General features: G+C 63.2%; 25 protein-coding genes. 22 read left to right on the forward strand and 3 right to left on the reverse strand.

Annotated features, from left to right (window positions below; translation table 11 throughout):
* The first annotated feature begins 11 nt into the window (after positions 1–11).
* Positions 12–1652 (forward strand): chaperonin GroEL, encoded by a 1641-nt coding sequence (gene groL / locus ACT2FV_RS20940; protein WP_059611329.1) that lies wholly within the window; start codon positions 12–14, stop codon positions 1650–1652.
* Positions 1653–1821: 169 nt separating this feature from the next.
* Here the strand turns inward: groL and ACT2FV_RS20945 are convergent, their stop codons facing one another.
* A complete protein-coding gene (locus ACT2FV_RS20945) occupies positions 1822–2688 on the reverse strand; it encodes a hydroxymethylpyrimidine/phosphomethylpyrimidine kinase (RefSeq protein ID WP_059608131.1) in 867 nt (288 codons plus the stop codon).
* A gap of 254 nt (positions 2689–2942) precedes the next feature.
* Between ACT2FV_RS20945 and ACT2FV_RS20950 the strand changes: the two genes are divergently transcribed.
* The 8 genes from ACT2FV_RS20950 to ACT2FV_RS20985 all read left to right on the forward strand — a co-directional run bounded on the left by ACT2FV_RS20950 (position 2943) and on the right by ACT2FV_RS20985 (position 9562).
* Positions 2943–3113 carry a rubredoxin gene (locus tag ACT2FV_RS20950; RefSeq protein WP_004186709.1) on the forward strand — a complete coding sequence of 57 codons (171 nt, stop codon included), beginning with the start codon at positions 2943–2945 and terminating at the stop codon, positions 3111–3113.
* Between the two features lie 104 nt (positions 3114–3217).
* Positions 3218–4522, forward strand: a complete 1305-nt coding sequence (locus ACT2FV_RS20955; protein ID WP_444504717.1) for a hypothetical protein — start codon at positions 3218–3220, stop codon at positions 4520–4522.
* A 182-nt stretch (positions 4523–4704) separates the two neighbouring features.
* Positions 4705–5283, forward strand: a complete 579-nt coding sequence (locus ACT2FV_RS20960; protein WP_006751106.1) for a YqgE/AlgH family protein — start codon at positions 4705–4707, stop codon at positions 5281–5283.
* Positions 5280–5729: a Holliday junction resolvase RuvX gene (gene ruvX / locus ACT2FV_RS20965; RefSeq protein ID WP_059530402.1), complete on the forward strand. Its 450-nt coding sequence runs from the start codon at positions 5280–5282 to the stop codon at positions 5727–5729. Before ACT2FV_RS20960 ends, ruvX begins: the two co-directional genes overlap by 4 nt.
* Positions 5716–6231, forward strand: coding sequence for a bifunctional pyr operon transcriptional regulator/uracil phosphoribosyltransferase PyrR (pyrR, locus tag ACT2FV_RS20970; protein WP_444504718.1), 516 nt, complete (start codon positions 5716–5718; stop codon positions 6229–6231). Before ruvX ends, pyrR begins: the two co-directional genes overlap by 14 nt.
* Positions 6232–6305: 74 nt before the next feature.
* Complete coding sequence (locus tag ACT2FV_RS20975; RefSeq protein ID WP_059608134.1) at positions 6306–7337, forward strand: aspartate carbamoyltransferase catalytic subunit; 1032 nt, start codon at positions 6306–6308, stop codon at positions 7335–7337.
* 61 nt (positions 7338–7398) lie between these two features.
* Positions 7399–8685, forward strand: a complete 1287-nt coding sequence (locus tag ACT2FV_RS20980) for a dihydroorotase (RefSeq protein ID WP_226113701.1) — start codon at positions 7399–7401, stop codon at positions 8683–8685.
* A 19-nt stretch (positions 8686–8704) separates the two neighbouring features.
* Complete coding sequence (locus ACT2FV_RS20985; protein ID WP_444504719.1) at positions 8705–9562, forward strand: lysophospholipid acyltransferase family protein; 858 nt, start codon at positions 8705–8707, stop codon at positions 9560–9562.
* A gap of 33 nt (positions 9563–9595) precedes the next feature.
* Here the strand turns inward: ACT2FV_RS20985 and ACT2FV_RS20990 are convergent, their stop codons facing one another.
* Positions 9596–10435, reverse strand: coding sequence for a symmetrical bis(5'-nucleosyl)-tetraphosphatase (locus ACT2FV_RS20990; protein ID WP_444504720.1), 840 nt, complete (start codon positions 10433–10435; stop codon positions 9596–9598).
* A 341-nt stretch (positions 10436–10776) separates the two neighbouring features.
* Between ACT2FV_RS20990 and rfbB the strand changes: the two genes are divergently transcribed.
* From rfbB to ACT2FV_RS21040, 10 genes are all read left to right on the forward strand, one after another.
* Entirely contained in the window at positions 10777–11838 is a 1062-nt protein-coding gene (rfbB, locus tag ACT2FV_RS20995) for a dTDP-glucose 4,6-dehydratase (RefSeq protein WP_444504721.1), read from the forward strand.
* Between the two features lie 11 nt (positions 11839–11849).
* Entirely contained in the window at positions 11850–12743 is an 894-nt protein-coding gene (rfbA, locus tag ACT2FV_RS21000; RefSeq protein WP_444504722.1) for a glucose-1-phosphate thymidylyltransferase RfbA, read from the forward strand.
* The gene (rfbC, locus tag ACT2FV_RS21005) at positions 12728–13279 is read left to right on the forward strand and encodes a dTDP-4-dehydrorhamnose 3,5-epimerase (RefSeq protein WP_444504723.1); all 552 of its coding nucleotides are present in this window, start codon (positions 12728–12730) and stop codon (positions 13277–13279) included. Before rfbA ends, rfbC begins: the two co-directional genes overlap by 16 nt.
* Complete coding sequence (gene rfbD, locus ACT2FV_RS21010; protein ID WP_444505440.1) at positions 13272–14195, forward strand: dTDP-4-dehydrorhamnose reductase; 924 nt, start codon at positions 13272–13274, stop codon at positions 14193–14195. Before rfbC ends, rfbD begins: the two co-directional genes overlap by 8 nt.
* A 72-nt stretch (positions 14196–14267) precedes the next feature.
* Complete coding sequence (locus ACT2FV_RS21015; protein WP_444504724.1) at positions 14268–15074, forward strand: ABC transporter permease; 807 nt, start codon at positions 14268–14270, stop codon at positions 15072–15074.
* Positions 15064–16377 carry an ABC transporter ATP-binding protein gene (locus tag ACT2FV_RS21020; RefSeq protein WP_444504725.1) on the forward strand — a complete coding sequence of 438 codons (1314 nt, stop codon included), beginning with the start codon at positions 15064–15066 and terminating at the stop codon, positions 16375–16377. The genes ACT2FV_RS21015 and ACT2FV_RS21020 overlap by 11 nt, the downstream gene beginning before the upstream one ends.
* A 61-nt stretch (positions 16378–16438) precedes the next feature.
* The gene (locus tag ACT2FV_RS21025; RefSeq protein WP_444504726.1) at positions 16439–17581 is read left to right on the forward strand and encodes a DegT/DnrJ/EryC1/StrS family aminotransferase; all 1143 of its coding nucleotides are present in this window, start codon (positions 16439–16441) and stop codon (positions 17579–17581) included.
* Positions 17520–18872 (forward strand): glycosyltransferase, encoded by a 1353-nt coding sequence (locus ACT2FV_RS21030; protein ID WP_444504727.1) that lies wholly within the window; start codon positions 17520–17522, stop codon positions 18870–18872. Before ACT2FV_RS21025 ends, ACT2FV_RS21030 begins: the two co-directional genes overlap by 62 nt.
* A 29-nt stretch (positions 18873–18901) precedes the next feature.
* The gene (locus ACT2FV_RS21035) at positions 18902–20272 is read left to right on the forward strand and encodes a glycosyltransferase (RefSeq protein WP_444504728.1); all 1371 of its coding nucleotides are present in this window, start codon (positions 18902–18904) and stop codon (positions 20270–20272) included.
* Positions 20262–22229: a glycosyltransferase family 2 protein gene (locus ACT2FV_RS21040; protein ID WP_444504729.1), complete on the forward strand. Its 1968-nt coding sequence runs from the start codon at positions 20262–20264 to the stop codon at positions 22227–22229. The genes ACT2FV_RS21035 and ACT2FV_RS21040 overlap by 11 nt, the downstream gene beginning before the upstream one ends.
* A 47-nt stretch (positions 22230–22276) precedes the next feature.
* On the opposite strand, the gene ACT2FV_RS21045 is transcribed toward ACT2FV_RS21040, so the two are convergent.
* The gene (locus ACT2FV_RS21045) at positions 22277–22939 is read right to left on the reverse strand and encodes an acetyltransferase (protein ID WP_444504730.1); all 663 of its coding nucleotides are present in this window, start codon (positions 22937–22939) and stop codon (positions 22277–22279) included.
* Between the two features lie 379 nt (positions 22940–23318).
* On the opposite strand from ACT2FV_RS21045, the gene ACT2FV_RS21050 reads away from it, so the two are divergent.
* The 3 genes from ACT2FV_RS21050 to ACT2FV_RS21060 are packed head-to-tail and all read left to right on the forward strand — an operon-like array spanning position 23319 to position 26184.
* Entirely contained in the window at positions 23319–24200 is an 882-nt protein-coding gene (locus ACT2FV_RS21050; RefSeq protein ID WP_444504731.1) for a glycosyltransferase family 2 protein, read from the forward strand.
* Positions 24197–25162: a UDP-glucose 4-epimerase family protein gene (locus tag ACT2FV_RS21055; protein ID WP_444504732.1), complete on the forward strand. Its 966-nt coding sequence runs from the start codon at positions 24197–24199 to the stop codon at positions 25160–25162. Before ACT2FV_RS21050 ends, ACT2FV_RS21055 begins: the two co-directional genes overlap by 4 nt.
* Positions 25163–25167: 5 nt before the next feature.
* Positions 25168–26184, forward strand: a complete 1017-nt coding sequence (locus tag ACT2FV_RS21060) for an MraY family glycosyltransferase (RefSeq protein WP_444504733.1) — start codon at positions 25168–25170, stop codon at positions 26182–26184.
* Positions 26185–26190: the final 6 nt, after the last annotated feature.

Raw genomic sequence — 26190 nt, forward strand, 5'->3', positions numbered from 1 at the left:
GGAGTTAGAAGATGGCAGCTAAAGACGTCGTATTCGGCGATTCCGCCCGTTCGAAGATGGTCGAAGGCGTGAACATTCTCGCCAACGCAGTCAAGGTCACGCTGGGTCCGAAGGGCCGCAACGTCGTGCTCGAGCGCAGCTTCGGCGGCCCGACGGTCACCAAGGACGGTGTGTCGGTCGCGAAGGAAATCGAGCTGAAGGACAAGCTCCAGAACATGGGCGCGCAAATGGTCAAGGAAGTCGCTTCCAAGACCAGCGACAACGCAGGCGACGGCACGACGACGGCAACCGTCCTCGCGCAATCGATCGTTCGCGAAGGCATGAAGTACGTCGCATCGGGCATGAACCCGATGGACCTGAAGCGCGGCATCGACAAGGCAGTCGCAGCGGCTGTCGAAGAGCTGAAGAAGATCAGCAAGCCGTGCACGACGAACAAGGAAATCGCACAGGTCGGCTCGATCTCGGCGAACAGCGACTCGTCGATCGGCGATCGCATCGCTGAAGCGATGGACAAGGTCGGCAAGGAAGGCGTGATCACCGTCGAAGACGGCAAGTCGCTGGCCGACGAACTCGACGTCGTCGAAGGCATGCAATTCGACCGCGGCTACCTGTCGCCGTACTTCATCAACAACCCGGACAAGCAAGTCGCCGTCCTCGAAAACCCGTTCGTGCTGCTGCACGACAAGAAGGTGTCGAACATCCGCGATCTGCTGCCGGTGCTCGAACAAGTCGCGAAGGCAGGCCGTCCGCTGCTGATCATCGCCGAAGACGTCGAAGGCGAAGCGCTCGCAACGCTGGTCGTCAACAACATCCGCGGCATCCTGAAGACCGTTGCGGTCAAGGCGCCGGGCTTCGGCGATCGTCGCAAGGCGATGCTGGAAGACATCGCGATCCTGACCGGCGGTCAGGTCGTCGCGGAAGAAACCGGCCTGACGCTCGAGAAGGCAACGCTGGCTGAACTGGGCCAGGCGAAGCGCATCGAAGTGGGCAAGGAAAACACGACGATCATCGACGGCGCAGGCGAAGCCGTGAACATCGAAGCGCGTGTCAAGCAGATCCGCACGCAAATCGAAGAAGCGACGTCGGACTACGACCGTGAAAAGCTGCAAGAGCGCGTGGCCAAGCTGGCCGGCGGCGTGGCAGTGATCAAGGTCGGCGCTGCGACCGAAGTCGAAATGAAGGAAAAGAAGGCACGCGTCGAAGACGCGCTGCACGCAACCCGCGCTGCCGTTGAAGAAGGCATCGTCCCGGGCGGCGGCGTTGCGCTGATCCGTGCACGTACCGCGATCGCAGGCGTGACCGGCGCGAACGCCGATCAGAACGCAGGCATCAAGATCGTGCTGCGCGCAATGGAAGAGCCGCTGCGCCAGATCGTCACGAACGGCGGCGAAGAAGCGAGCGTCGTGGTCGCAGCAGTTGCAGCAGGCAAGGGCAACTACGGCTACAACGCAGCGACGGGCGAGTACGTCGACATGGTCGAAGCCGGCGTCGTCGACCCGACCAAGGTCACGCGCACCGCACTGCAGAACGCAGCTTCGGTTGCAGGCCTGCTCCTGACGACGGACGCAGCTGTCGCAGAACTGCCGAAGGAAGATGCACCGATGCCGGGCGGCATGCCGGGCGGCATGGGCGGCATGGGCATGGACATGTAATCGACTTCGGTCGATGGTGTCCGGAACGCGCAGCGATGCGCGTTCCAGCCAAAAGAAAAGACCCGCAGCGATGCGGGTCTTTTTTTATGCGCACGCGAAAGGGGCTGGCATGCGGCTCCTAAGCGAGAGCAGGCGGCGCGCAACGGCGGCGCAGGGCCGCCGCGCGGCGTCAATGCCGGGCAATTCGCGGCGAGGTTTTGCTGCTGTCCGTCACCGGACGCCCGCCTTCCTCATCGTTGCTGCGCGCCCAGAAGAACCGGTCGGGCAGGTACGCGCCCATGCCGGGCCGGAACGCGTCGCGGACGGCCTGGTACAGGTATTCCTGCGCCTCGCGCACCGCTTCGGGCGGCTCCTGGCCGTTCGCGAGCAGTGCCGCGATCGCCGCGCCGAGCGTGTCGGTGATGCCCATCAGCCGGTGCGGCGAGCGATCCCACATGTCTTCGCGAAGCTGGCCTTCCTCGCCGTACAGCGTGTTGACGAGCCGGTGCGAACCCGTCTCCGACGACAGGATGTACTCGCAGCCCTGCGACAGCAGGTGCGACACGGCCGCGTCGAGATTCGGCGCCTCGGCATCGCCGTCCGGCTGCGCGAGCGCGATCAGCGTCGCGTGGTCGGCGACCAGCAGTGTCGTCTGCGGCGCGAGCAGGTCGGCGATCGATTCGCGCAGGTCGTCGGCGGCGAGCACGTGCTCGTCGTCGAGCGTGAAGTCCGGTGCGAGCACGAGCGGCACGCCGTCGTAGTCGGCGACCACTTCCGCGATCGCGCTCACGACTTCCGCGCGCGTCGCGGCGCCGATCTTGAACGCGGCGACCGGCATGTCCTCGAGCAGCATGCGCGCCTGGGCGGCGACGACATCGGGATCGAGGCCGGTCACTTCGTCGCAGGCGGCGGAGTCGCGCACGGTGTAGCCCGTCAGGACGGACACGCCGTGACAGCCCATGCTCGCCAGGGTCATCAGATCGGCTTGGAGGCCGGAACCGCCGGTGGGATCGGACAGGCCGAAGGTGAGGACGATCGGAGGGGCGTTGCTGGACATGTAGAAATGGGGCAAGAAAAAAACGGGGAAGCGACAGAACTGCGGACGGCGAGGCGAAGTGGGCGTTTCGGCCCCGTGTTGCCCGGCAGGCCGCACTTTTCAGTCATTATGCGGCGGAATCCGGCCCGCACGACGGAATTTTTAGCGCAGCGCAACGTAGTCGCCGTACTCCAGCGCGATTGCTAGGCAGTCCGGCCCCGACACGGTACCATCATGGCTCCCGAATTTACCGACTTTTCCCGACGCGGCTTAAGATGGAATACAAGAGCTGGATGTGCCTGATTTGTGGCTGGATTTATGACGAAGAAGCCGGGCTGCCCGAAGAGGGCATCGCCCCGGGCACGCGCTGGGAAGACGTCCCGATCAACTGGACGTGCCCCGAATGCGGCGCTCGCAAGGAAGACTTCGAGATGGTCCAGATCTGACCGGACCCTTGGCCCACGGACACACCGCTTCGGCCTCGCGGTTGCCCGGCGCTCTTGCGCCGCGGCCGGCGCGAGCGACTTGACGATGACAGGCGCGCGTGTCCATGACGTCCGATCCGGCCAACGTTTCTCACCCTGACGCACTGCCCAACCCGCGTGGCGGGGCCGTGCGCGCCGCCGACGCGTGGCTCGCGGCAGCCGCCGACGCATTCGAGCACCGGGACGACGCGGCCGCGCCGCTGTCAGCCGCCGCCGCCGTGCTGGCGGAGGCCGGCTGGCTGCCGGCCGCCCGTTTCGCCGGGCAACTGTCGGCCGCCGTGCCGCTCGTCGCCGCCGAGCCGACTTCGGCCGGCTGGCGGGCCGCGCTGCGCGACTTCCGCGCTGCCGTCGGCCGCCACAACCTGCGCGAACTCGCCTGTTCGTCCGTTCTCTTCGATCATTTCCGTGCATTGCGTGCGCAGAGCGCCGCCGACCTGCGTGCGAGCACGCCGCTCGACGCGCTCGCGCTCGTCGGTCGCGCGGTGCCGCAGGCCACGCTGCGCGTACTGCCCGAGGAGATCGCGACCCGGGTACGCGCCCGCTACGAGCAGGCGCTGCTCGGCGTGCTGCGTGCGCAGCACGGCGCGCCCGACGCCGCGCTCGACGAACTCGATGCGATGCAGGCTGCGCTGGCCGACGATGGTCCGTACGATTTCTGGCGGCTCGCGGCAGCGTGCCAGCGTGCGCTGCGCGCAACCGGCGCGCCCGAACTGAAGCGCTTTCTCGCGCGGACGAACCTGCTGCTCGGCGAGCAGGCGCAGGGCCGGCGGCGCAGCGCGCCGCCCGAGCTCGTGCGCGAGACGGTCGCGCTGTTGTGGCGCGATTTCGCGCTGTTCGGCGCAGCCGCGGAAGACGTCGCGCTCGTCGACGTGCTGCACGACTATGGGTTGACCGTGGACTGGCACGTCGCCGGCACGCCCGCGTCCGAGGCGCTGTGGGAGTCCGATGCCGCGCGGGCCGAGCACGACGCGGTTGCCGTCGCGCCGACCCGTGCGCTCGGCGTCGTGACCGTCAACGCGCATGCGTATGAGGATTTCCTGCAGACGGCCGACGCGTCGATGGCCGATCTGGCCGTCGATCCGGCCGCGGCCGATGCGGGGGCTGCATGGCGCGCATCCGCGGCCGCCTACCGGGTTGGTACGGCCGCGTGCGCGCTCGGGCTCGGTCATGCGGCGCTGCTGGCCGACACGCTCGGGCTCGCGTGGCGCCGCGCCGCGCACGGCATGCCGCTCGCCGACGGCGGGCTCGATGCACACGCCCGCGCGTCCGACATGCTGCGCGCCGCGCTGCTGAAGATCGCCGCGGGGGTGGCGCCGCCGGACCTGACTGCGGCGTCCGGGGCGCTCGGCGCGGCGCTCGGCCGGACCTGACGCACAACGGGGCGCGACCGCAGCGGCAGCCCTTGTCGCGCGGGCCGGCAACACGCTGCCGACAGCGCCCGCGCGCGTGTTAGAGTGCCGTGTGATCCGCGCGCGTCGTTGCCAGCGTCGCGCGGCGTTGCTTGTTGATCGCGGCCCGGTCAGGTCGCGGCGTCTTTGCTAAAATTCAAACCATGTCAAAGCCTTCCGATCGCATCAATCTCACCAACCAGTTCCTGATCGCCATGCCGAACATGGCGGATCCGACGTTTTCGGGAACGGTGGTCTATCTTTGCGATCACAGCGAGCGCGGCGCGCTCGGCCTCGTCATCAATCGTCCCACCGACATCGACCTCGAATCGCTGTTCAACCGCATCGACCTGAAGCTCGACATTGAGCCGCTGCTGCACATCCCCGTGTACTTCGGCGGCCCGGTCCAGACCGAGCGCGGCTTCGTGCTGCACGAGCCGGTCGAGGGGGCGAACTACAACTCGTCCATGTCGGTCGAGGGCGGGCTCGAGATGACGACGTCGAAGGATGTGCTCGAGGCGGTCGCGACGGGCACCGGCCCGAAACGCTTCCTGCTGACGCTCGGCCATGCAGGCTGGGGCGCCGGTCAGCTCGAGGAAGAAATTTCCCGCAACGGCTGGCTGACCGTGGCCGCCGATCCCCGCATCGTGTTCGACACGCCGGCCGAGGAACGCTTCGAAGCAGCACTGGGCCTGCTCGGCGTCAGCTCGTCGATGCTGTCCGGCGAAGCAGGGCACGCATGAGTGGCGCGAGCGCGCGCGATGCGACGCTCCTGGCGTTCGACTACGGCGAAAAGCGAATCGGCGTCGCGATCGGCAATGCGCTGACGCGCTCGGCCCGTGCCCTCGTCGTGATTCCCAACCTGAACCGCGAGCACCGCTTCAAGGCGGTCGGCGAACTGCTGGCCGAATGGCGGCCCGACGCGCTCGTCGTCGGCCTGCCGATGCATCCGGACGGCACGCCGCACGAGATGACGCAGCAGGCGAAGCGCTTCGGCAACCAGCTGAACGGCCGCTTCGGGCTGCCCGTCACGTGGGTCGACGAACGCTATTCGTCGGTCGAGGCCGAGGCCGGGCTGCGCGAGCGCAACGTGCGCGGGCGCGCACGTGCCGAGATGCTCGACGCCGAGGCCGCGCGCGTGATCCTTCAACAGTATCTCGATCAATTGTCCGACCATGAGCACCATTGACGCCGACGCGCTCTACCGCGTCCTGCTCGACCAGATCCGCGACGCATACGGCACGGCCTTCGCCGAGCCGGGCGGCCCGCGGCTCGCCGGCATTTACAGCGGCGGCGCGTGGCTCGCCGAGCGCCTCGCGCGCGATCTCGGCGCGCCGGCGTTCGGCGTCGTGAACGTCGCGCTGCATCGCGACGACTACGCGAAGAAGGGGCTGCACAGCCAGGCGAGCCCGACGTCGCTGCCGTTCGACATCGACGGCGCGCGCATCGTGCTCGTCGACGACGTGCTGTACACCGGCCGCACCGTGCGCGCCGCGCTCAACGAACTGTTCGACTACGGCCGTCCGGCCGCGGTCGAGCTCGCGGTGCTCGCCGATCGCGGCGGCCGCGAACTGCCGGTCGCCGCGCGCTTCGCGGGCGGCACGCTCGACGTGCCGGCCGATGCGACGCTCGTGCTCGCGCGCGACGAAGCCGCGCAGCTGACGCTGCGCATCGAGGCGCACGGCGCCTGACCGAACCGCGAAACCGTATCCCGGGCCGCCGGTTCGTACCGCGGCCCGTTTGCATAGTTGGAATCACGCACACCATGACTACCGACACCACTGGCCGCACCGGCAATCCCGCTGCGACCGCGAGCCCCGAGCGGTTCCGCTACGGTTTCCTGAAGGGCAACCCGCAGCTCACGAAAAACGGCGAGCTGAAACACCTGCTGTCGATCGAGGGGCTGCCGCGCTCGATCGTCAACCACATTCTCGATACGGCCGAGCAGTTCGTCAGCGTGACGGACCGCGAGGTGAAGAAGGTGCCGCTCCTGCGCGGCAAGTCGGTGTTCAACCTGTTCTTCGAGAACTCGACGCGTACGCGCACGACCTTCGAGATCGCCGCGACCCGCCTGTCGGCCGACGTGCTGAACCTGAACATCAACGCGTCGTCGACGAGCAAGGGCGAGTCGCTGCTCGACACGATCAACAACCTGTCGGCGATGCATGCCGACCTGTTCGTCGTGCGCCATGCGTCGAGCGGCGCGCCGTATCTGATCGCCGAGCACTGCGCGCCGCACGTGCACGTGATCAACGCCGGCGACGGCCGTCATGCGCACCCGACGCAGGGCCTGCTCGACATGTACACGATCCGTCACTACAAGCGCGACTTCACGAAGCTGCGCGTGGCGATCGTCGGCGACATCCTGCATTCGCGCGTCGCGCGCTCCGATATTCACGCGCTCACCACGCTCGGCGTGCCGGAAGTGCGCGCGATCGGCCCGCGCACGCTGCTGCCGGGCGGCCTCGAACAGATGGGCGTGAAGGTGTTCCACAACCTCGACGAAGGGCTGAAGGGCGTCGACGTGATCATCATGCTGCGGCTGCAGAACGAGCGGATGAGCGGCGCGCTGCTGCCGTCCGCGCAGGAATACTTCAAGACCTGGGGCCTGACGCCGGAGCGCCTCGCGCTCGCCGCGCCCGACGCGATCGTGATGCACCCGGGCCCGATGAACCGCGGCGTCGAGATCGACTCGCAGGTCGCCGACGGTCCGCAGTCGGTGATCCTCAACCAGGTCACGTTCGGCATCGCCGTGCGGATGGCGGTGATGGGCATCGTTGCCGGCAACAGCGACTGAGCCCGCGTACGCGCATCCTTATCCAGGCATTCAACGCATTCAACGCATTCACAGACAGCGCATGAAGATTCATATCCAAGGCGGCACGCTGATCGACCCGGTCGCCGGCACCGAACGGCAGGCCGACGTATTCGTCGCGGACGGCAAGGTCGCCGCGATCGCGGCGGCTGGTGCGGCGCCGGCCGGTTTCAACGCGGACAAGACGATCGACGCGGCGGGCCTGATCGTTGCCCCCGGTCTCGTCGACCTGTGCGCGCGGCTGCGCGAGCCCGGCTACGAGCACAAGGCGACGCTCGCGTCCGAGATGGCCGCGGCCGTCGCCGGCGGCGTCACGACCCTCGTGTGCCCGCCGGACACCGACCCCGTGCTCGACGAGCCGGGCCTCGTCGAGATGCTCAAGTTCCGCGCCCGCAACCTCCACCAGGCCAACGTCCATCCGCTCGGCGCGCTCACCGTCGGCCTCAAGGGTGAAGTGATCACCGAGATGGTCGCGCTGACCGAGTCGGGCTGCGTCGGTTTCACGCACGCGAACGTGCCGGTGCGCGACACGCAGGTGTTGCTGCGTGCGCTGCAGTACGCGAGCACCTACGGTTACACGACGTGGCTGCGTCCGCTCGACGCGTTCATCGGCCGAGGCGGTGTCGCGGCGAGCGGTGCGCTCGCGTCGCGGCTCGGGCTGTCCGGCGTGCCGGTCGCGGCCGAGACGATCGCGCTGCACACGATCTTCGAACTGATGCGCGTGACGGGCGCGCGCGTGCACCTCGCGCGGCTGTCGTCGGCGGCGGGCCTCGCGCTCGTGCGCGAGGCGAAGGCCGAGGGGCTGCCCGTGACCTGCGACGTCGGCGTGAATCACCTGCACCTGATCGACGTCGACATCGGCTATTTTGATTCGCAGTTCCGGCTCGATCCGCCGCTGCGCGGCGAGCGCGATCGCGAAGCGATCCGCGCGGCGCTCGCCGACGGCACGATCGATGCGATCTGCTCCGATCACACGCCGGTCGACGACGACGAGAAGCTGCTGCCGTTCGCCGAAGCGACGCCCGGTGCGACGGGGCTCGAACTGTTGCTGTCGCTGACGGTGAAGTGGGCCGACGAAACCAGGACGCCGCTCGCGCAGGCGCTGCGCCGCATCACCGCGGCGCCGGCCGACGTGCTGCAACTGCCGGCCGGACGTCTTGCCGAAGGCGGCGCGGCCGATCTGTGCGTGTTCGATCCGCGCGCGCACTGGCGTGTCGAGCCGCGCGCGCTGAAGAGCCAGGGTCACAATTCGCCGTTCCTCGGCTACGAACTGCCGGCTTGCGTGCGTGCGACGCTCGTGGCCGGGCAGGTCGCGTTCGAGCGCCACTGAACAACGCCGGATCTTCGCCATGATCGCACTTCGCAAGCTGCGTCTCGTCTTTCACCTGCTGCGCGGCATGGCGACCGTCGCGCTGCGCTTCTCGCACGTGAGCGCCCCGCGGCGCCTCGAGCTCACGCGCCGCTGGTCGCTCAAGCTGTTGCGGATCTGCGGGATGCGGCTCGTCGTCCACAACGACGGCGCGCGCCTCGACGCGGGCGCGCTCGTCGTCGGCAACCATGTGTCGTGGCTCGACATCTACACCGTCAATGCGTGGCGGCCGACGCCGTTCGTGTCGAAGGCCGAGGTGCGGCAGTGGCCGGTGGTCGGCTGGCTGGCCGAGAAGCTCGACACCGTGTTCCTGCAGCGCGAGAAGCGTACCGAGGCGATGCGCGTCATGCACGAGATGGCGGAGCGGCTGCGCAACGGCGGCGTGATGTGCGTGTTTCCGGAAGGCACGACGTCGGACGGGCAGGGGCTGCTGCCGTTTCACGCGAACCTGTTCCAGGCGGCGGTGTCGGCAGGCAGCGCGGTGCAGCCGATCTGCCTCATGTACGAGGATGCACAGGGGCGGCAGTCGGTCACGCCGGCCTACACGGGCGAACTGTCGCTCGGCAAGTCGCTCGACATGGTGTTGCGCAGCGGCCCGCTGGTCGCGCATCTGTACGTGTGCGAGCCCATTGCGCCGGGTGGCGACCGTCGCGCGACCTCTGCCGCCGCGCGTGACGCGATCGCCGCTGCACTCGAAGCGATGCAGGCGAAGGTCGGCAAGCCGTCGCCCGACGCGCTTGCGGAGCTCGAGAAGCATGCGTATCCGGTAACCGAAGTCGGTGCCGGGGCGACGGGCGATGCGGCGGCCGAAGAGCCGGTGGCGGGGCGCGAGGGGTAAGGCTTCATTGCGCCCCGGTGCGACGCGGGCAGGCTATTCGCCGCCCGGCGCCCGGCATGCTTCGCACTGCACCTGCGTGACCGTGCGTTGCGCCGGGTCGGCCGTCAGTCGTACGGCCGACAACCGATTTCCCCACACGCATCCGGAATCGAGCGCGACGATATTGTCGCGCAGCATCAGGCCGAGCGCGGCCCAGTGCCCGAATACGACGGTCACGTTTTCGGTGCGGCGCTCCGGTGCGTCGAACCATGGCAGATAGCCGGGCGGCGCGCTGTCGGGGCCGCCGTTCGCCTTGAACTCCATCGTGCCGTCGGACGTGCAGAAGCGCAGGCGCGTGAACGCGTTGAATGCGACGCGCATCCGGTCGCGTTTTTTTAGGTTCGGACTCCATTGGTTCGGCTCGTTGCCGTACAGGCCTTGCAGTGTGTCGCGCCAATCGGGGGCGCGCAGCGCGCGTTGCAGCTCGTCCGCGAGTTCCAGTGCGAGCGTGGTGTCCCATTGCGGCAACACGCCTGCGTGGACGAGCAGCATCCCGTCCTCGAAGTGCGCGAACGGGCGGTGGCGTACCCAGTCGAGCAGTGCATCGGCGTCGGGGGCGTCGACAATCTCGCCAATCGTGTCGCCCGGGCGTTCCGTGCGGATGCCAGCCGAGACGGCGAGCAGGTGGAGGTCGTGGTTGCCGAGAACGACGGTCGCGCGCGGCCCGAGATCGACCATCGCACGCAGCGCGGCGAGAGAGTCAGGGCCGCGGTTGACGATGTCGCCGGCGATCCAGAGTGGGGTGTCGGCGGGGGCTGAAAGCTTTTCGAACAGCGACTGGAAAGCTGAATGACAGCCTTGGATGTCGCCGATGGCGATGGGGGGGCGGGTCATGAGAGGCGGATCCTGCAGGTTTCGCGCATAAAGGAAAAACACTCGGAATTTCACTGAAATTTCGCGAGCGTCGTTCTCCGAAATGTGATTGATGTAACAGGAAATTCCATTCTCGACAAGGGTGCGGAGCGCTGTATCAAGTTGTTAGCGGCATGGCTTTTGCGCCGCGTGGCTCCCTATAATTGTCGTTTTCCCGAACAAAATTAGCATTTCATGACTTTGGCGGTCATGCCGACCGGTTAAAATTCCGGTCCGATATGGCGACTATCGCCAAGTGCTTCGAATTTTGACGCGGCGACCGCCCGGGGGCGCTCGCCGCGCATTACTACAGAGGGAGTCTCATGATTTTGGTCACGGGCGGCGCAGGGTTTATCGGTGCCAACTTTGTACTCGACTGGCTGCGCGGTTCCGACGAATCGGTGCTCAATGTCGACAAGCTGACCTACGCGGGCAACCTCCGTACGCTGCAATCGCTGGACGGCAATCCGAAGCACGTGTTCGCGCGCGTCGACATCTGCGATCGTGCCGCGCTCGATGCGCTGTTCGCCGAGCACAAGCCGCGCGCGGTGCTTCACTTCGCCGCCGAAAGCCACGTTGACCGTTCGATCCACGGCCCGGCCGACTTCGTGCAGACCAACGTCGTCGGCACCTTCACGCTGCTGGAAGCGACTCGTCAATACTGGAACGCGCTGAACGATGCCGACAAGGCTGCATTCCGCTTTCTGCACGTGTCGACCGACGAGGTGTTCGGCTCGCTGTCCGCGACCGATCCGCAATTCTCGGAGACCACGCCGTACGCACCGAACAGCCCGTATTCCGCAACGAAGGCTGGCTCGGATCACCTGGTGCGTGCGTACCATCATACGTATGGCCTGCCGACGCTGACGACGAACTGTTCGAACAACTACGGCCCGTACCAGTTCCCCGAGAAGCTGATCCCGCTGATGATCGCGAATGCCCTCGCCGGCAAGCCGCTGCCCGTGTACGGTGACGGCCAGAACGTGCGTGACTGGCTGTATGTTGGTGACCACTGCAGCGCAATCCGTGAAGTGCTGACGCGCGGCGTGCCGGGCGAGACGTACAACGTCGGCGGTTGGAACGAAAAGAAGAATCTCGAGGTAGTGCACACGCTGTGTGATTTGCTCGACAAGGCACGCCCGAAGGCCGCCGGTTCGTATCGCGACCAGATCACCTACGTGAAGGACCGTCCGGGCCATGATCGCCGCTATGCGATCGATGCGCGCAAGCTCGAGCGCGAGCTCGGCTGGAAGCCTGCGGAAACGTTCGAGACTGGCCTCGCGAAGACCGTCGACTGGTATCTCGACAACCAGGTGTGGGCCAACGAAGTTGCGTCGGGTGAGTACCGCAAGTGGGTCGAGACCAACTACGCGAAACGCACCTGAGGAGAAACGCGATGGCACGTAAAGGCATCATCCTCGCCGGCGGTTCGGGCACGCGGCTGTATCCGATCACGCACGTCGTCTCGAAGCAACTGCTGCCGGTGTACGACAAGCCAATGATCTACTACCCGCTGTCGACGCTGATGGTCGCCGGCATTCGCGACGTCCTGATCATCTCGACGCCGCAGGACACGCCGCGCTTCGAGTCGATGCTCGGCGACGGCAGCCAATGGGGGATGAACATCCAGTACGCGGTGCAGCCGTCGCCTGACGGTCTGGCGCAGGCGTTCATCATCGGCAAGGAATTCGTCGGCAACGATCCGTCGGCGCTGATTCTCGGCGACAACATTTTTTACGGCCACGATCTCGCGAAGCAGCTGGAGCGTGCGCACGCGCAGGAAGCCGGCGCGACGGTGTTTGCATACCACGTGCACGATCCGGAGCGTTACGGGGTCGTCGAATTCGACAAGTCGTTCCGCGCGTTGTCAATCGAAGAGAAGCCTGCGAAGCCGCGTTCGAACTACGCGGTGACCGGCCTGTATTTCTACGACAACCGTGTGTGCGACATCGCGGCCGATATCAAGCCGTCGCCGCGAGGCGAGCTGGAAATCACTGACGTCAATTCGCGGTATCTGAAGGATGGCGCGCTCAATGTCGAGATCATGGGGCGTGGTTACGCATGGCTCGATACCGGCACGCACGATTCATTGATCGAGGCAGCAAGCTTCATTGCGACACTGCAGAAACGGCAGGGTCTCGTGGTTGCATGCCCGGAGGAAATTGCGTACCGGCGGCGCTGGATCGACGCGGAACAAGTAGAGAAGCTCGCGCAACCTCTTGCGAAGAATGCATACGGGCAGTACCTCAAGAACCTTCTTACGGATCATGTCGTATGGCCATCCAAGTAACAGCAACGTCGTTGCCGGAAGTAAAGATCGTCGAGCCGAAGGTTTTCGGCGATGCACGCGGATTTTTCTACGAGAGTTTCAACGGGAAGGAGTTCGCCGAGCAGGTCGAACCTGGTATCGAATTCGTGCAGGACAATCACTCCCGCTCATCGAAGGGCGTGTTGCGCGGATTGCACTATCAGATCGAGCACGCGCAGGGCAAACTCGTGCGCGTCGTGGAAGGCGAAGTGTTCGATGTTGCGGTCGACATTCGTAAGCGCTCACCGAACTTTGGCCGATGGGTTGGCGTCATTTTGTCGAACGACAACCATCGCCAGTTGTGGGTGCCGCCCGGTTTCGCGCACGGCTTCGTCGTGTTGTCGGAGGCCGCACAGTTTCTTTACAAAACGACCGACTATTGGTTTCCGAAGCACGAGCGCAGCCTGTTGTGGAACGATCCGGAGATCGGCATCGAATGGCCGATCGATTTCGAGCCGTTGCTTGCGGCAAAGGATGCGGCCGGAAAGCGACTGAACGAGGCCGATGTCTATGCGTGAGGCAACAATGAGACCGGAACCGACAATTCTCGTAACTGGCGCGAATGGGCAGGTAGGGTGGGAGTTGGTCCGGGCACTGCAACCCTTGGGGACGGTGGTGGCAGCAACACGTCGCAACGTCGATCTGAAGGACCCGGTGGCTGTGGGCCTCTTTATCGAGAAGGTCGAGCCGGATATCGTGGTCAATGCGGCGGCGTACACGGCGGTCGATCGGGCAGAGGACGACGTCGTGACGGCCTTTGCCGTGAACCGCGACGCAGTAGCTACGATGGCGAGCGCCGCTGCGGCGCGCGGTTCGCTGCTGATCCATTTTTCGACCGATTATGTATTCGACGGAAGCAAGCAGACGCCTTATTCGGAAAGCGACGTCGTTTGCCCGTTGAACGTGTACGGCGCGAGCAAGCTGGCTGGCGAACAGGCAATTGCCGACATCGGGGGCGACTGGCTCGTGTTCCGTACCTCGTGGGTTTACGGGGCACGTGGGCAGAACTTCCTGCGCACAATGCTTCGGCTCGGTGCTAGCCGGGAGGTGTTATCCGTTGTTAACGATCAGTATGGCGCGCCGACAAGCGCACGTACGATCGCGGATCTGACAGCGCATACCGTTGCAAAGGCCCTTGCTGAGCGGCGGGCGGGAACATTCGAAAGCGGCATTTACCACATGACAGCGCGTGGTATGACGACATGGCACGCATTTGCCGAGGCGATTTTCGACGGCGCGAGACACCTGTCTCCGCAGAATGAACTCTCAATTCGGCAGGTAAACCCGATCCCTGCCGCAGAGTACCCGGCCAAGACGCTGCGTCCAGCATATTCGGTGCTGGACAACGCGCGTTTTGACGCGCGCTTCAGACTGCGTCGGCCGGAATGGAGGGACGCGTTGGCGCTGGTTCTCGACGAGTATTACGGCGCATGATGTTGCTCGGAGTGATCGCGCGCACGGCCGTGCGGCACCTTCATTGGGTACCTTGTTTCATTAGAGTTTGTCATGCGGGATAACATTCAAAATTCACTTCCTATCTGGCGGCATCGCCGCCTGATCTACCAGATGACGCGCCGCGAGGTCGTCGGTCGGTACCGCGGGTCGGTGCTCGGGCTGTTGTGGTCGTTTTTCAATCCGTTGCTCTTGTTGGCCGTGTATACATTTGTATTCAGCGTCATTTTCAAAGCGCGTTGGAATACCGGATCGGATTCGAAGACCGAATTTGCGGTTGTTCTTTTCGTGGGGATGATCGTCTTTCAGGTTTTTTCCGAGACGATTAACCGCGCGCCTTCATTGATTATCAGTAACGCCAACTATGTAAAAAAAGTCGTGTTTCCGTTGGAGGTGCTTCCGCCGGTAGCGCTGCTGGTTGCGCTCTTTCATGCCGTGATCAGCTTTTGCGTATTGTTGCTGGCGATGGTGGTGTTGGGGTTCAGCGTGCCAGCGACCGTGTTTTATTTCCCGGTGGTGGTATTGCCGTTCCTACTATTTACACTCGGGCTGAGCTGGTTTCTTGCTTCCCTCGGCGTATATATTCAGGACATTGGCCAGTCCATCGGCCTAGTCACAACGGTCTTGATGTTTCTGACTCCGGTGTTCTACCCGGTCACCTCGCTGCCCGTGCACTACCAGCACATCGTTTCGTTGAACCCGGTCGCGTTCGTGATCGAGCAGAGCCGTAACGTTGTGATCTGGGGGACCGCGCCCAACTGGCTCGGCGTGCTGAAAATGCTGTTGGTGAGCTCTATTGTCGCGGCTCTGGGGTACCAGTGGTTCAACCGTACCAGGAAAGGATTTGCCGATGTCCTCTAATCTTGCCGTCAGTGTAGAGAATCTCAGCAAGGTATTTCACATCTACGATAGCCCGCGGGCTCGGCTGATGCAGATGCTGCTTGGCTCTCGGAAGCGGTTTTACCGTGAATTCTGGGCCCTACGCGATATTTCGTTTGATATCGCGCCAGGCGAAACCGTCGGCATCGTGGGGCACAACGGGTCGGGAAAGTCCACGCTTCTTCAGCTGATTTCGGGCACGCTTTCACCGAGTGCTGGGAGCGTCGTGACACACGGCAAGGTTGCTGCCCTGCTGGAACTTGGTTCCGGGTTCAATCCGGAATTTACTGGCCGGGAAAACGTGATGCTGTACGGCCAGATCCTCGGAATGAGCCGAGAGGAGATCGAAGAGAAGTATCCGGCGATCGTCGAATTTTCGGAGATCGAGAGCTTCATCGATCAGCCCCTGAAGACGTACTCGTCAGGGATGTACGTCCGACTGGCTTTTTCCGTGGCGATTCACGTCAATCCGGATATTCTGATCGTCGACGAGGCATTGTCCGTCGGTGACGCGATGTTCCAGGCGAAATGCATGGCCGTAATGAAAAAGCTGATGGACCGCGGCACGACGCTGCTGTTCGTCAGTCATGATCCGGGGGCGGTGAAGGCGCTTTGCGATCGCGCGATTCTTCTCGATCACGGCAATATGCTGGCGAGCGGCTCGACGGACGATGTTATTGAGGCGTACTACTCGTCTTACGTGCGCAAGAGGCAACGTGTTATTTCCGACGAAGCGCAAGCCGTGGCGCAGCCGCTTGAACTGGATGCCGACCTCAGCACCGGCGCGGAGGAATTCCAGAAGCGTGCCGGATTTCAGCGGATCCGGAATGGCCGGGCGACGTTCGTCAACGTGCAGCTGATCGACGAACTGGATCGTGTGACACGACAGGTTACCTACGGCGACACGGTGACACTGCGGATGGTCGTGAACGTGGAAGAGGATCTGCCAACGCTCTCGTTCGGTTACCACCTCCGGGATAAGAATGGCTTCGATATCGCCTATTCGGATACGGGGCTCGAACACGCCCATCTTTACGACGTCCGTGCGGGTGAGGTGCATGTGGTCGACTGGACGTTCAGAATTCCGTTACGTGCCGGCGAATACAGCATCAGCGCGGTGGCAGCGGTCCCGATCGATCTTAGCATCGGTCAGGTCGACACATGCGATCACGTTCCGATCGCCGTGCAATTTAACGTGTCCCGTGGCACGCATTTGCCGCTGTATGGTGCAGTCCACTTCGAAAACAAAGTCCATGCGCGCTTGCTGTCGAAGGCGGCAGCGTGATCGAGTTGGTGGTGAAATTGGCGTCGGGGGGCAAGCCTGACGAGATGGAGCGGAGAGCAGGATGAACCAGAAGCCGGACGTATTCGACAAGCCTGTCTATGTGACTAAGCCAATGCTGCCGCCGCTGGATGAATATTCGGCGCAGCTGGCGGACATATGGGACAGCGCGTGGTTGACGAATGGCGGCCAGAAGCATGCGGCGCTCGAGGCCGCGCTGGTGGAACGGCTCGGTGCGCCGCACTTTTCGCTCTTTAATAACGGAACGAGCGCGTTGCTGGTTGCATGCCAGGCACTGCGGCTCGCGGGCGAGGTAATCACGACGCCGTTTACGTTTCCGGCAACGCCCCATGTGCTCCATTGGAACAACGTGACGCCGGTGTTCTGCGATATCGACGAGGAAACGCTCACGATCGATCCGGTGGCCGCCGAGGCGCTGATCACCTCGCGTACCACCGGCCTGCTCGGCGTGCATGTGTACGGCATGCCGTGCGACGTGGCCGCATTTGACCGCATCCGGGAGAACTATGGAGTCAAGGTTCTCTACGATGCGGCTCATGCATTCGGCACAGAAATCGATGGAGTGCCGATCGCCCGATTCGGTGACGCGACCATGTTCAGCTTTCACGCGACGAAGTTGTTTCATTCGGCGGAAGGCGGTGGGTTGGCGCTGGTGGACGCTGCACTGAAGAAGCGTGTCGATTTGCTGAAGAACTTCGGAATCTTGAACGAAACCGAAGTAATCATGCCAGGCATCAACGGCAAGATGAACGAGATTCAGGCCGCGCTCGGGCTCGTCAACTTGTCTCACTACGGCGCGGAACACGACGCTCGGCAGCGCGTCGCCCAAGTCTATCTCGATCGGCTCGAGGAGATTCCCGGAATCCGATGCTTCCGGTTGCCAGTAGGGGTGAGCCACAGCATGCAGTACTTCATTATCCGAGTGAATGCGCGGATGTGCAGTGTGACACGCGATGACCTCTACGAGCGACTGAAGCAGTTCAACGTGTTCACGCGCCGCTATTTTTATCCGCTTTGCAGCGAGCACAACTGCTATCGAGCATTGCCTAGCGCCGATCCGGGGCGGCTCCCGGTCGCGACGCGTGTATCTCGCGAGGTTCTTGCGCTTCCGTTGTTCGGAGATCTTGGCGAAGCTGGCGCACATCGTATTGTCGATATCATTAAATATATTTGTAATGGCAAGTAATCAATCGGGGAACGGTGAGCGTCCACGTGTAAGCATTATCGTGACGTCCTATAACTATGCGAGGTTTATCGGTGAGACCATTCGGTCCGTCATCGACCAGACCCTCGATTCGTGGGAATTGATCATCGTCGACGACTGCTCGACGGACGATTCGTGGAGCGTGATTCAGGCGTTTGAGGACCCGCGCATTCATGCGGTCCGTTTCGACAAGAACCGCGGCGCGTGTGCCGCATACAACACTGCACTGGGCCTGGCGAAAGGGGAGTTCATAGCAAGCCTGGATTCCGACGACGTATTCGCTGCGGACAAACTTGCCGTCCAGGTGGATTTCCTGGATCAACATCCGGAAGTCGATATCTGCGGCACGTATTTGGAAGAAATCGACGACGCGGGCAACGGGGTGCCAAGCGAAAGCTGTATGTACGCGCCGTGGTTCAACAAGGAACTGGATCTCAATTCCCCTGATTGTTGGATCTGGGAGAACCATCTTTGTCATTCAGGCGTGCTGATGAGAAAGTCATTGCACGACCGTGTCGGCCCGTTTCGTGAGGAGTTAACGTATTCGCCCGACTGGAATTTCTGGCTGCGCGCGTTGGCGGACGGGGCGACTTTTCATGTGATTCCGCGGGAGCTTGTCCGCTACAGGTCGCACGGAAGCAACATTACCCACCGGAACTTCGATTCCTTGATGTGGGAGTACGCGGATACCTCCGCGCGAACGCTGCATCCTTATCTGGTGCGTGTGGGCCGCCCCGACCTGATCGCGAAAAACGTCCAGATCTTTGTCAAGCGGTTCTTCGAGGTTGACGGGGACTGGCGCCGATACTTGGAATTGATGGATCTGCTCGATTGGCGTAACGCTCATGGCGATCGATTCGTGATTCCGCCGCATCTGTTCGATGATCCCGAGTTGACGGCGCTCGTTGCGCGGCTTGCGCGCGGTTGGTCTCCGAAAATGGTGGCCGGCACGTTGCCGTCATCGGAGAGCGCCGCGGAGAGCGGCGATCCCGAGCGGGCGATCGCTTCATCCACTGTCGATGTGTCGACGTTTTTGCTGCTCGTGCGCAACGAGCGGGATCAAGCACGTCGCGACCTTGCGGATGCCGGGGAAGCGGTTCGTGTTGGTGCCGAACGAGAGGCGCACCTTGAATCGGAGCAGGCCGCACTCAAGGCGGAGCAGATTAGGTTACAGGCAGAGATTGCGTCGCTTCAGACCGAACTCGATCGTATCGGGGGTACGGTCTGGGGCATGGCAGATAGGTTGTTTCGGCGTCTCGGCGGACGGATTTGACTAGATTCAGGAAATCAAGGTACTCAACTATGCCGCGATACCAAAAATTTTTGTTCTTTGCGCAACGCGTCTACCATCGCCTGCCGCTGCAACAGCAGATGAAATGGCGTATTCGCAGGATGATCCTGCCTGTTTTGCTGTCTCTGCGGCAGGAGAACCCGTCAATCAGTCGGGCGCTGAAAGCAGCGTTCGTTCCACCGCCGACGCTTCGCGACGGTGCGCGGGAATTGCACTTGCAGAATCTGCTGCTTAGCCTTGCCCGTCGTGGCGTGAAGAACGTGAGTCACATTATTGCCGTCCCGTTTATGGGAACCGGTGGTGCGGAGAATGTGGCGCTGAACTTCGCACGGGCGGTGTGTGAACTGTACCCGCAGCATCAGGTGTTGCTCGTCGTGGCCGACCGGTCGCACGTGGATGAACGCGTTGTTCAGGTCGATGGCGCACACCTTGTGGTGCTTGGCGATTTCACGAGCAACGATTCGTATGAGCAGAAACAGGGCCTTCTATATGACCTGATCCTGGCGATCAAACCCGCGGTGTTTCACAACATCAATAGCGAGGTCGGCTGGAACATCATTATCGAGTCGGGCGAGCGCCTCAAGCGGGTCGCCAAGCTTTTTGCATGTATTTTTGCCTTTCAGTTTGCCGAGGATGGAAAAAGCAAGACAGGTTATGCCGCGTATTTCCTGCAGCCCGGTCTGCCGGCGCTGACGGCTCTGCTCTCTGACAATCAACGTTTTGTGACCGACGCCCGCGTCGAGTATCAACTCGGTGACCAGGGGGGGAAGCTACATACGATCTACAACCCGAGCCGCGTGTCCGGGGACAACTGGCGTGCCGCCGCGCTCGAGCGCATCATGCGTCGCGGTATCGCGTTGTCGGGAAAGCGGCCGGCATTCCTGTGGGCCGGACGACTCGACAAGGAGAAGCGGATCGATTTGCTGACGGCGCTTGCCGAGGATTGTCCGCAGTTCGATTTTTACGTGTACGGACAATCGGTCGTCGATTCGGGCGATTTGTTACCGCGGCTGCCCAATTTGCACCTGCAAGGTCCGTTTTCGTCTCCAGCCGAACTCATCTCGGATCGGTTGTATACCGGCTTCCTTTTCACGTCAAAGTGGGAAGGAATGCCGAACATCTTGCTCGAGATCGGGGCGCTTGGCGTGCCGATCGTGGCGCCTGCGGTCGGCGGTGTAGGAGAACTGATCACCGATGCCACGGGTTATCTGTTGCCCGCGAATCCGACTGCAAACGACTATCGGGCAGCGATGGAGGCGATGATCGCGGATCCGTCCACGACGGACACGCGTGCGCGCTCGCTCGTCGAGTTGATTGACGCGCGCCACACGTGGCCTCGATTCGTTGAGTGTGTTAGGGAGTTGGAAGGTTATGGAGTTTGACCGACAAAATATGGTGCCGAACGATTCGCGCGACCCATCGTTGCCACTCGTGTCGGTGGTGATTCCGTGTTACAACCAGGCTCAGTACCTGACCGAGTCCGTATCGTCGGCGCTGGATGCATACAGCGGGCCGCTGGACATCATCGTCGTCGATGACGGCAGTACCGCGGCCAGAACGGGCACGTATCTGCGTGCGGCAGAAGCACTGTCGCCCGCTGTGCGGGTAATCTCACAACCCAATGCCGGCCTGTCCGGTGCACGCAATACGGGCATTGCGGCCGCGAAAGGAGAGTTCATCCAGTTGCTCGACGCGGACGATCTGATCATTCCGCCGAAGCTCGACCTGCAGGTCGCACATTTTCGGGTGGGGAACGCTCTGGATGTGTCGATTTCGAATTTCCTTCTCTGCGACGAGTCGCGGACTGTATTTTCGAAACATGACGAAGCCATCGCGCATTCTGCACTCGATTTGCAGGACTTCCTCTACAAGTGGGAGCGGGGCTTCGCCGTTCCTATCCACTGCGCCCTGTTTCGGCGAGCGGCACTCCTGGATAATCCATTTGACACGTCGGCCCGTGCGAAGGAAGACTGGCTCTTCTGGTGTGGGCTCAGCGCGTATGGCGCGCGCATGGCCTACATCAATGCACACAATGCGATCTACCGCCAGCATGCACAGAGCATGCGTCGGTCGTATGTAAGGATGGGCAAAAGCTGGCTGCATGCCGCGGCGAAGATCGATGCGATGGTGTCGGCGCGCGAACCCGCGTTTTTTGAATCCGCCGTCGACTGGTTCGAGAATTTCTATCGAAAGCACCCTGCTTACATCGAGGAGATCGCACAGCTGCGTAGCCAGACGGGTACGTGTGCGTCGGGCGTATCCAGTCAGCAAGCTAAACCGGAGGTGCAGCACACGCAGAAGCTCGAACGGCTGCAGGCTGCTCTCGCCAAGATGCCTGCGGAAGCACCGCTCATCAGCGTCGTGATCCCTGCGTACAACCATTTCGACTACATCGACGGGTGTCTGCTGTCCGTGATCGAGCAGAAGGGTGTTGCGATCGAGATCGTTTGCGTCGACGATTGTTCACCTGACAAGCGCACGACGGCGCTGCTGAGTGCGCTTCAGACGCGTCACCCGAATGTCCGGATCATCCTCAACGACGAGAACAAGGGTATATCGCATACGCAGAACGATGCGGTTCGGCACGCGAGGGGCGACTATATCGCGTTCGTCGATTGCGACGATGCACTGATGCCAGGTGCACTCGCACGCGTCGCGCAAGTGTTGGCGCAGATGCCGGAATGCGATTATCTGTTCACCGACCGGTTCGATATCGATGAAAACGGCGACGAAGTTCGTCGCGCCGACTATGGCGGCTATCCGAATATCGTGTTCAAGGATGACGCAAGCATCAAAAACGACCTGCTCGATGGCATGGTAGCGTCGCATCTCAAGGTGATTCGACGCAGCACGTATCTGGCAGCAGGCGGATCCGACGATGCTTTTTCCGGCATCCAGGACTGGCAGCTGGCCTTGACGATTGCGGAGTTCGGGCGACTCCACTATTTGCACGAGCCACTCTATCGGCATCGAGTCCATACGCGATCCGTTACGTCGTCGGATAGTGTCGGTCAGTTCAGGAAGACTAATATCGTCCGGCGGCAGTTCACTACACGTTGGTTGTCCGGCGGACGTGACCGAACTGGGCCGGTATTGCGATTTTCCAGCGAGACTGGGCGAATGCCGACGGTCGATGAACTCAAAGAGGCTTGGCGCCAAGGTCGACGATGCGAGATGTTGGTCGCGGCGGATGCTCCCGTGCCTGTGCTCAATTTTATACGGGAATTCAATTCCTACTTCGATCGGATCGAGTGGGTGGGCGCGGAAGCTTACGCTGGCCTGCTCGGCTATGTGCCGTCCGGTGTGTTGGTTGAACAGGCGCCGGAGCAGTGCGGCTGACGGTGCATGCGCCCGAGCGCGGTTCCCGCGTTCGTGCCAACTCACGCCTATCGTTTCACCAGCGGTACCGCCGGGTTGCCGACCACGGTCACGCCCGGCGGCACGTCCTTGGTCACGACAGCGCCCATGCCGATTACCGCGCCTTTGCCGATCCTCAATGGTTTATCGGGGCTGCCTTGCTTCAGAACGGCACCCGTGCCGATGTAGGCATCGTCCTCAATTATGATCCGGCCGTTGCAGGCCACCCGTGGCGCAAATGTCACGAAATCGCCGACGATGCAGTCGTGAGCGACATAGCTGTAAATGTTGCATTGGAAATGTCGGCCGATCCTGACGTCAGATGTGCACATCGAAAAGTCGCAGAACACGGCGCCTTCGCCTATTTCGACGTTATCGAGGGACACATGCGTCCCGGCCGTCAGCGAGCCGAATGTCAGCCCTTCGCTCTCACAGCGTTGGACCAGCGTGCGTCGCGCGGCCGACGATCCGAGCGACACGACGACCGCGCGGTCGCGGTGCATAGGCGAGACAAGGGAATCGAAGGAAATGACTTCGATGCCGTTTTGCACGGTACCGATTTCCGACGGCGTGTCGGACACGAATACGATTCCGGAGGCCGGACCCTTGCTCGTTCGCGCTTGATGCTGCCGTGCCAGCGGCAGGATCTCGCGCCCAAAGCCGCCGCACCCGTAAATAGCGATTCGTTCCATCATTCACTCCAATCTGAGGGAGAATCAGTCTAACGGTACGAGCGACGCCCGAGCAACCGCAGGATGTTGCCGGGTGCAGAATCACAGAGGTACAGCCGGGGACGTTCGGTACTTCGTCGTTACCGGCGCACGTGTCACGGGCCCGGGCACAACTCGTTCTCTTGCGCTTAGCCCCACGAAATATCGGCCGGGCGTACAGCAGAAAAGCGGCCGGCGCCGAGGGCGGCTTTCGTGTCCAAGGATACCGTCTCGCATTGAGCGCGATTTTTCTGCGCCGGACGCCTGTGACAGGCGTCGCCACGGCATAATCGCTACAAATGCCAATTTTTGTGGCGCGGACAGGCATGCATACGCACATCGGCGGATGCCTTCCGCGTCTATGGAAAACGACAGTCAGCACGTGCCATCTCATCCGCAAACATCCTCTTGCTCATCGCATTCCGTCGACGAAGTCCTGTCGATTTCCATCGTGACGTACCACCCAGACGAGGCGCTCCTCGCCCGTACGTTTTCCAGTCTCCGCGCGGCTTGCGCGCGCCTTCAGGCCGTGCGCAACGGCAGCGCGATTAGCCTGTGCGTGGTCGATAACGGCGGCATGCCGGACCTCGCGGCGGAGCTCGCCGCGTTCGGGCAGGCAGGCATCGGGTACCGCGTGCTGTCCGGTCACGGCAACGTCGGCTACGGGCGCGGGCACAACCTCGCGATCGAAGCGGCGCGCAGCCGCTATCACCTGATCTTGAACCCCGATATCGACCTCGAGACGGATGCGCTCGTGCAGGCGCTCGATTTTCTCGATACGCATCCCGAAGCAGGCTTGCTGACGCCGTGCATCGGCGACGATTCGGGCCGAATCCAGTATCTGTGCCGCCGCTATCCTGCGCTGGTGGATCTCCTCGTCAGGGGCTTCCTGCCGTCGGCCCTGCGCCCGCCGTTCGAGCGTCGGTTGGCCAGCTACGAGATGCGCGATCGCATCAACGAAACGGACGTCGTGTGGGATCCGCCGATCGTCAGCGGCTGCTTCATGCTGTTCCGTACCGATGTGCTCGCGCGCCTGCAGGGCTTCGATCCGCGCTATTTCCTGTACTTCGAGGATTACGACCTCAGCTTGCGTACCGGCAAGTGCGCGCGCATCGTCTACGTGCCGCTGGCGCGCGTGATCCACCACGGCGGCGGCGCGTCCCGCAAGGGTTCCGCGCACATCCGCATGTTCGCGGCGTCGGCGTTCAAGTTCTACAACCGCTTCGGCTGGAGGCTCTGGTGACCCGCATCGTCGTGACGGGCGCGAACGGTTTCGTCGGTCGCTCGGTCTGCCGGCTGGCGCTCTCGGCAGGGCATACGGTCACGGCGCTGGTGCGCCGTCCCGGCAGGTGCGTCGACGGGGTTCGCGAATGGGTGCACGACGCGCCGGATTTCGCTGGCCTCGCGGACGCGTGGCCGGCCGATCTCGACGCCGACTGCGTGATCCATCTGGCCGCGCGTGTTCACGTGATACGCGACGAGTCGCCCGATCCGGATGCCGCGTTCGAGGCGACCAACGTCGCGGGGACGCTGCGCGTGGCCGAGGCGGCGCGTATGCACGGCGCCCGCCGCTTCGTGTTTGCCAGCAGCATCAAGGCGGTCGGCGAGGGCGATCGCGGCGTGCCGCTCGCGGAAGACGTCGCACCCGCGCCGCAGGATCCATACGGGCGTTCGAAATGGCGCGCGGAACAGGCGCTTGCGCAATTGGGGTTGTGCGCCGGTATCGATGTGGTCGTCGTCCGTCCGCCGCTCGTCTACGGCCCCGGCGTGCGCGCGAACTTCCTGCGGATGATGGACGCCGTGTCGCGAGGGCTGCCGCTCCCGCTGGGCGCGATCGCGGCGCGTCGCAGCCTCGTCTATGTCGACAATCTCGCGGATGCGCTGCTGCGCTGCGCGATCGATCCACGCGCGGCCGGCGAATGCTTCCACGTCGCCGACGACGATGCGCCGTCGGTCACGGGCCTGTTGCGCCTGATCGGCGACGCACTCGGCAAGCCGGCCCGCCTGATCGCGGTCCCGTCCACCGTGCTGCGCGCGCTCGGTACGTTGACCGGCCGACGCGCGGCAATCGACCGCCTGACCGGTAGCCTTCAGCTCGATACAGGCCGGATCACGCGCGTGCTCGGCTGGCATCCGCCTTATACGACACAACAGGGCCTCGAAGCGACTGCCGCATGGTATCGTTCGCGCGATACACAACAATAGCCGACATGCATTTCCCGATATCCACGTGGCCCGAAGCGGCCGCGGTGGCGCTGGCCGCTGCCATCGCATCGACGGCCATCCTGCGCGTGCTCCTCGTGACCGGTCTCGCGTGGCGCCTTGCCACCGACATTCCGAACGACCGTTCGCTCCATACGCTGCCGACTCCGCGTGTCGGCGGGTGGGGGATCGTGCCGGTCTGCGTCGTCGCGCTGCTCGCGCTGGCGCCGCACTTGTGGTTGATCGCCATCGCTGCCGCCGGACTCGCCGCGATGTCCCAGATCGACGACCGGCGCGGGCTGCCTGCCCGCGTGCGGTTCTCGGCGCACCTTGCGGCGGTCGTCGCGCTGATCGTCGTGTCTCCGGCCGACGCGCCGTGGTGGATGCTGGTCGGGGTCGGCTTCGTGATGGTCTGGCTGACGAACCTGTACAACTTCATGGACGGCGCCGACGGCCTCGCGGGCGGCATGGCGCTGTTCGGCTTTGGCGCGTACGCGATCGCGGCGCTTACCGGCCCGATGCCGTCGCCAGATCTAGTCGTGGCCGGCGCAGCTGTCGCCGGCGCCGCGCTCGGCTTTCTACTGCTGAATTTCCATCCGGCCCGGCTGTTCCTCGGCGATGCCGGCTCGATCCCGCTGGGATTTCTGGCCGGCGCGCTTGGCTACTGGGGCTGGAGTGAAGGCGCGTGGCCGATCTGGTTTCCGGCGCTCGTGTTTGCGCCCTTTATTGCCGACGCATCTGTAACACTTTTGAGACGCCTGTTACGTGGCGAAAAGTTCTGGCAGGCCCACCGGGAGCATTATTATCAGAGGATGGTCCGGGCAGGTGTAGGTCACCGCCGGACTGCTCTTTATTGGTACCTCATCATGCTCGCAGGCATAATCGTCGCCGTTTGGGCAAAGGGACGCCCTGAACTGCAGCAGTGGTTGTCGTTCTTCGCGTGGTACGGCGTCCTGGCATGTATCGGATTGGTGATCGACATGCGTTGGCGCCGGTATCAGTCGGCCGCCGAAAATAACTCTTGAGGTTTC

Origin of the sequence: Burkholderia sp. PR2 (genome assembly GCF_052372875.1) — a bacterium.
GTDB classification, from domain to species: domain Bacteria; phylum Pseudomonadota; class Gammaproteobacteria; order Burkholderiales; family Burkholderiaceae; genus Burkholderia; species Burkholderia diffusa.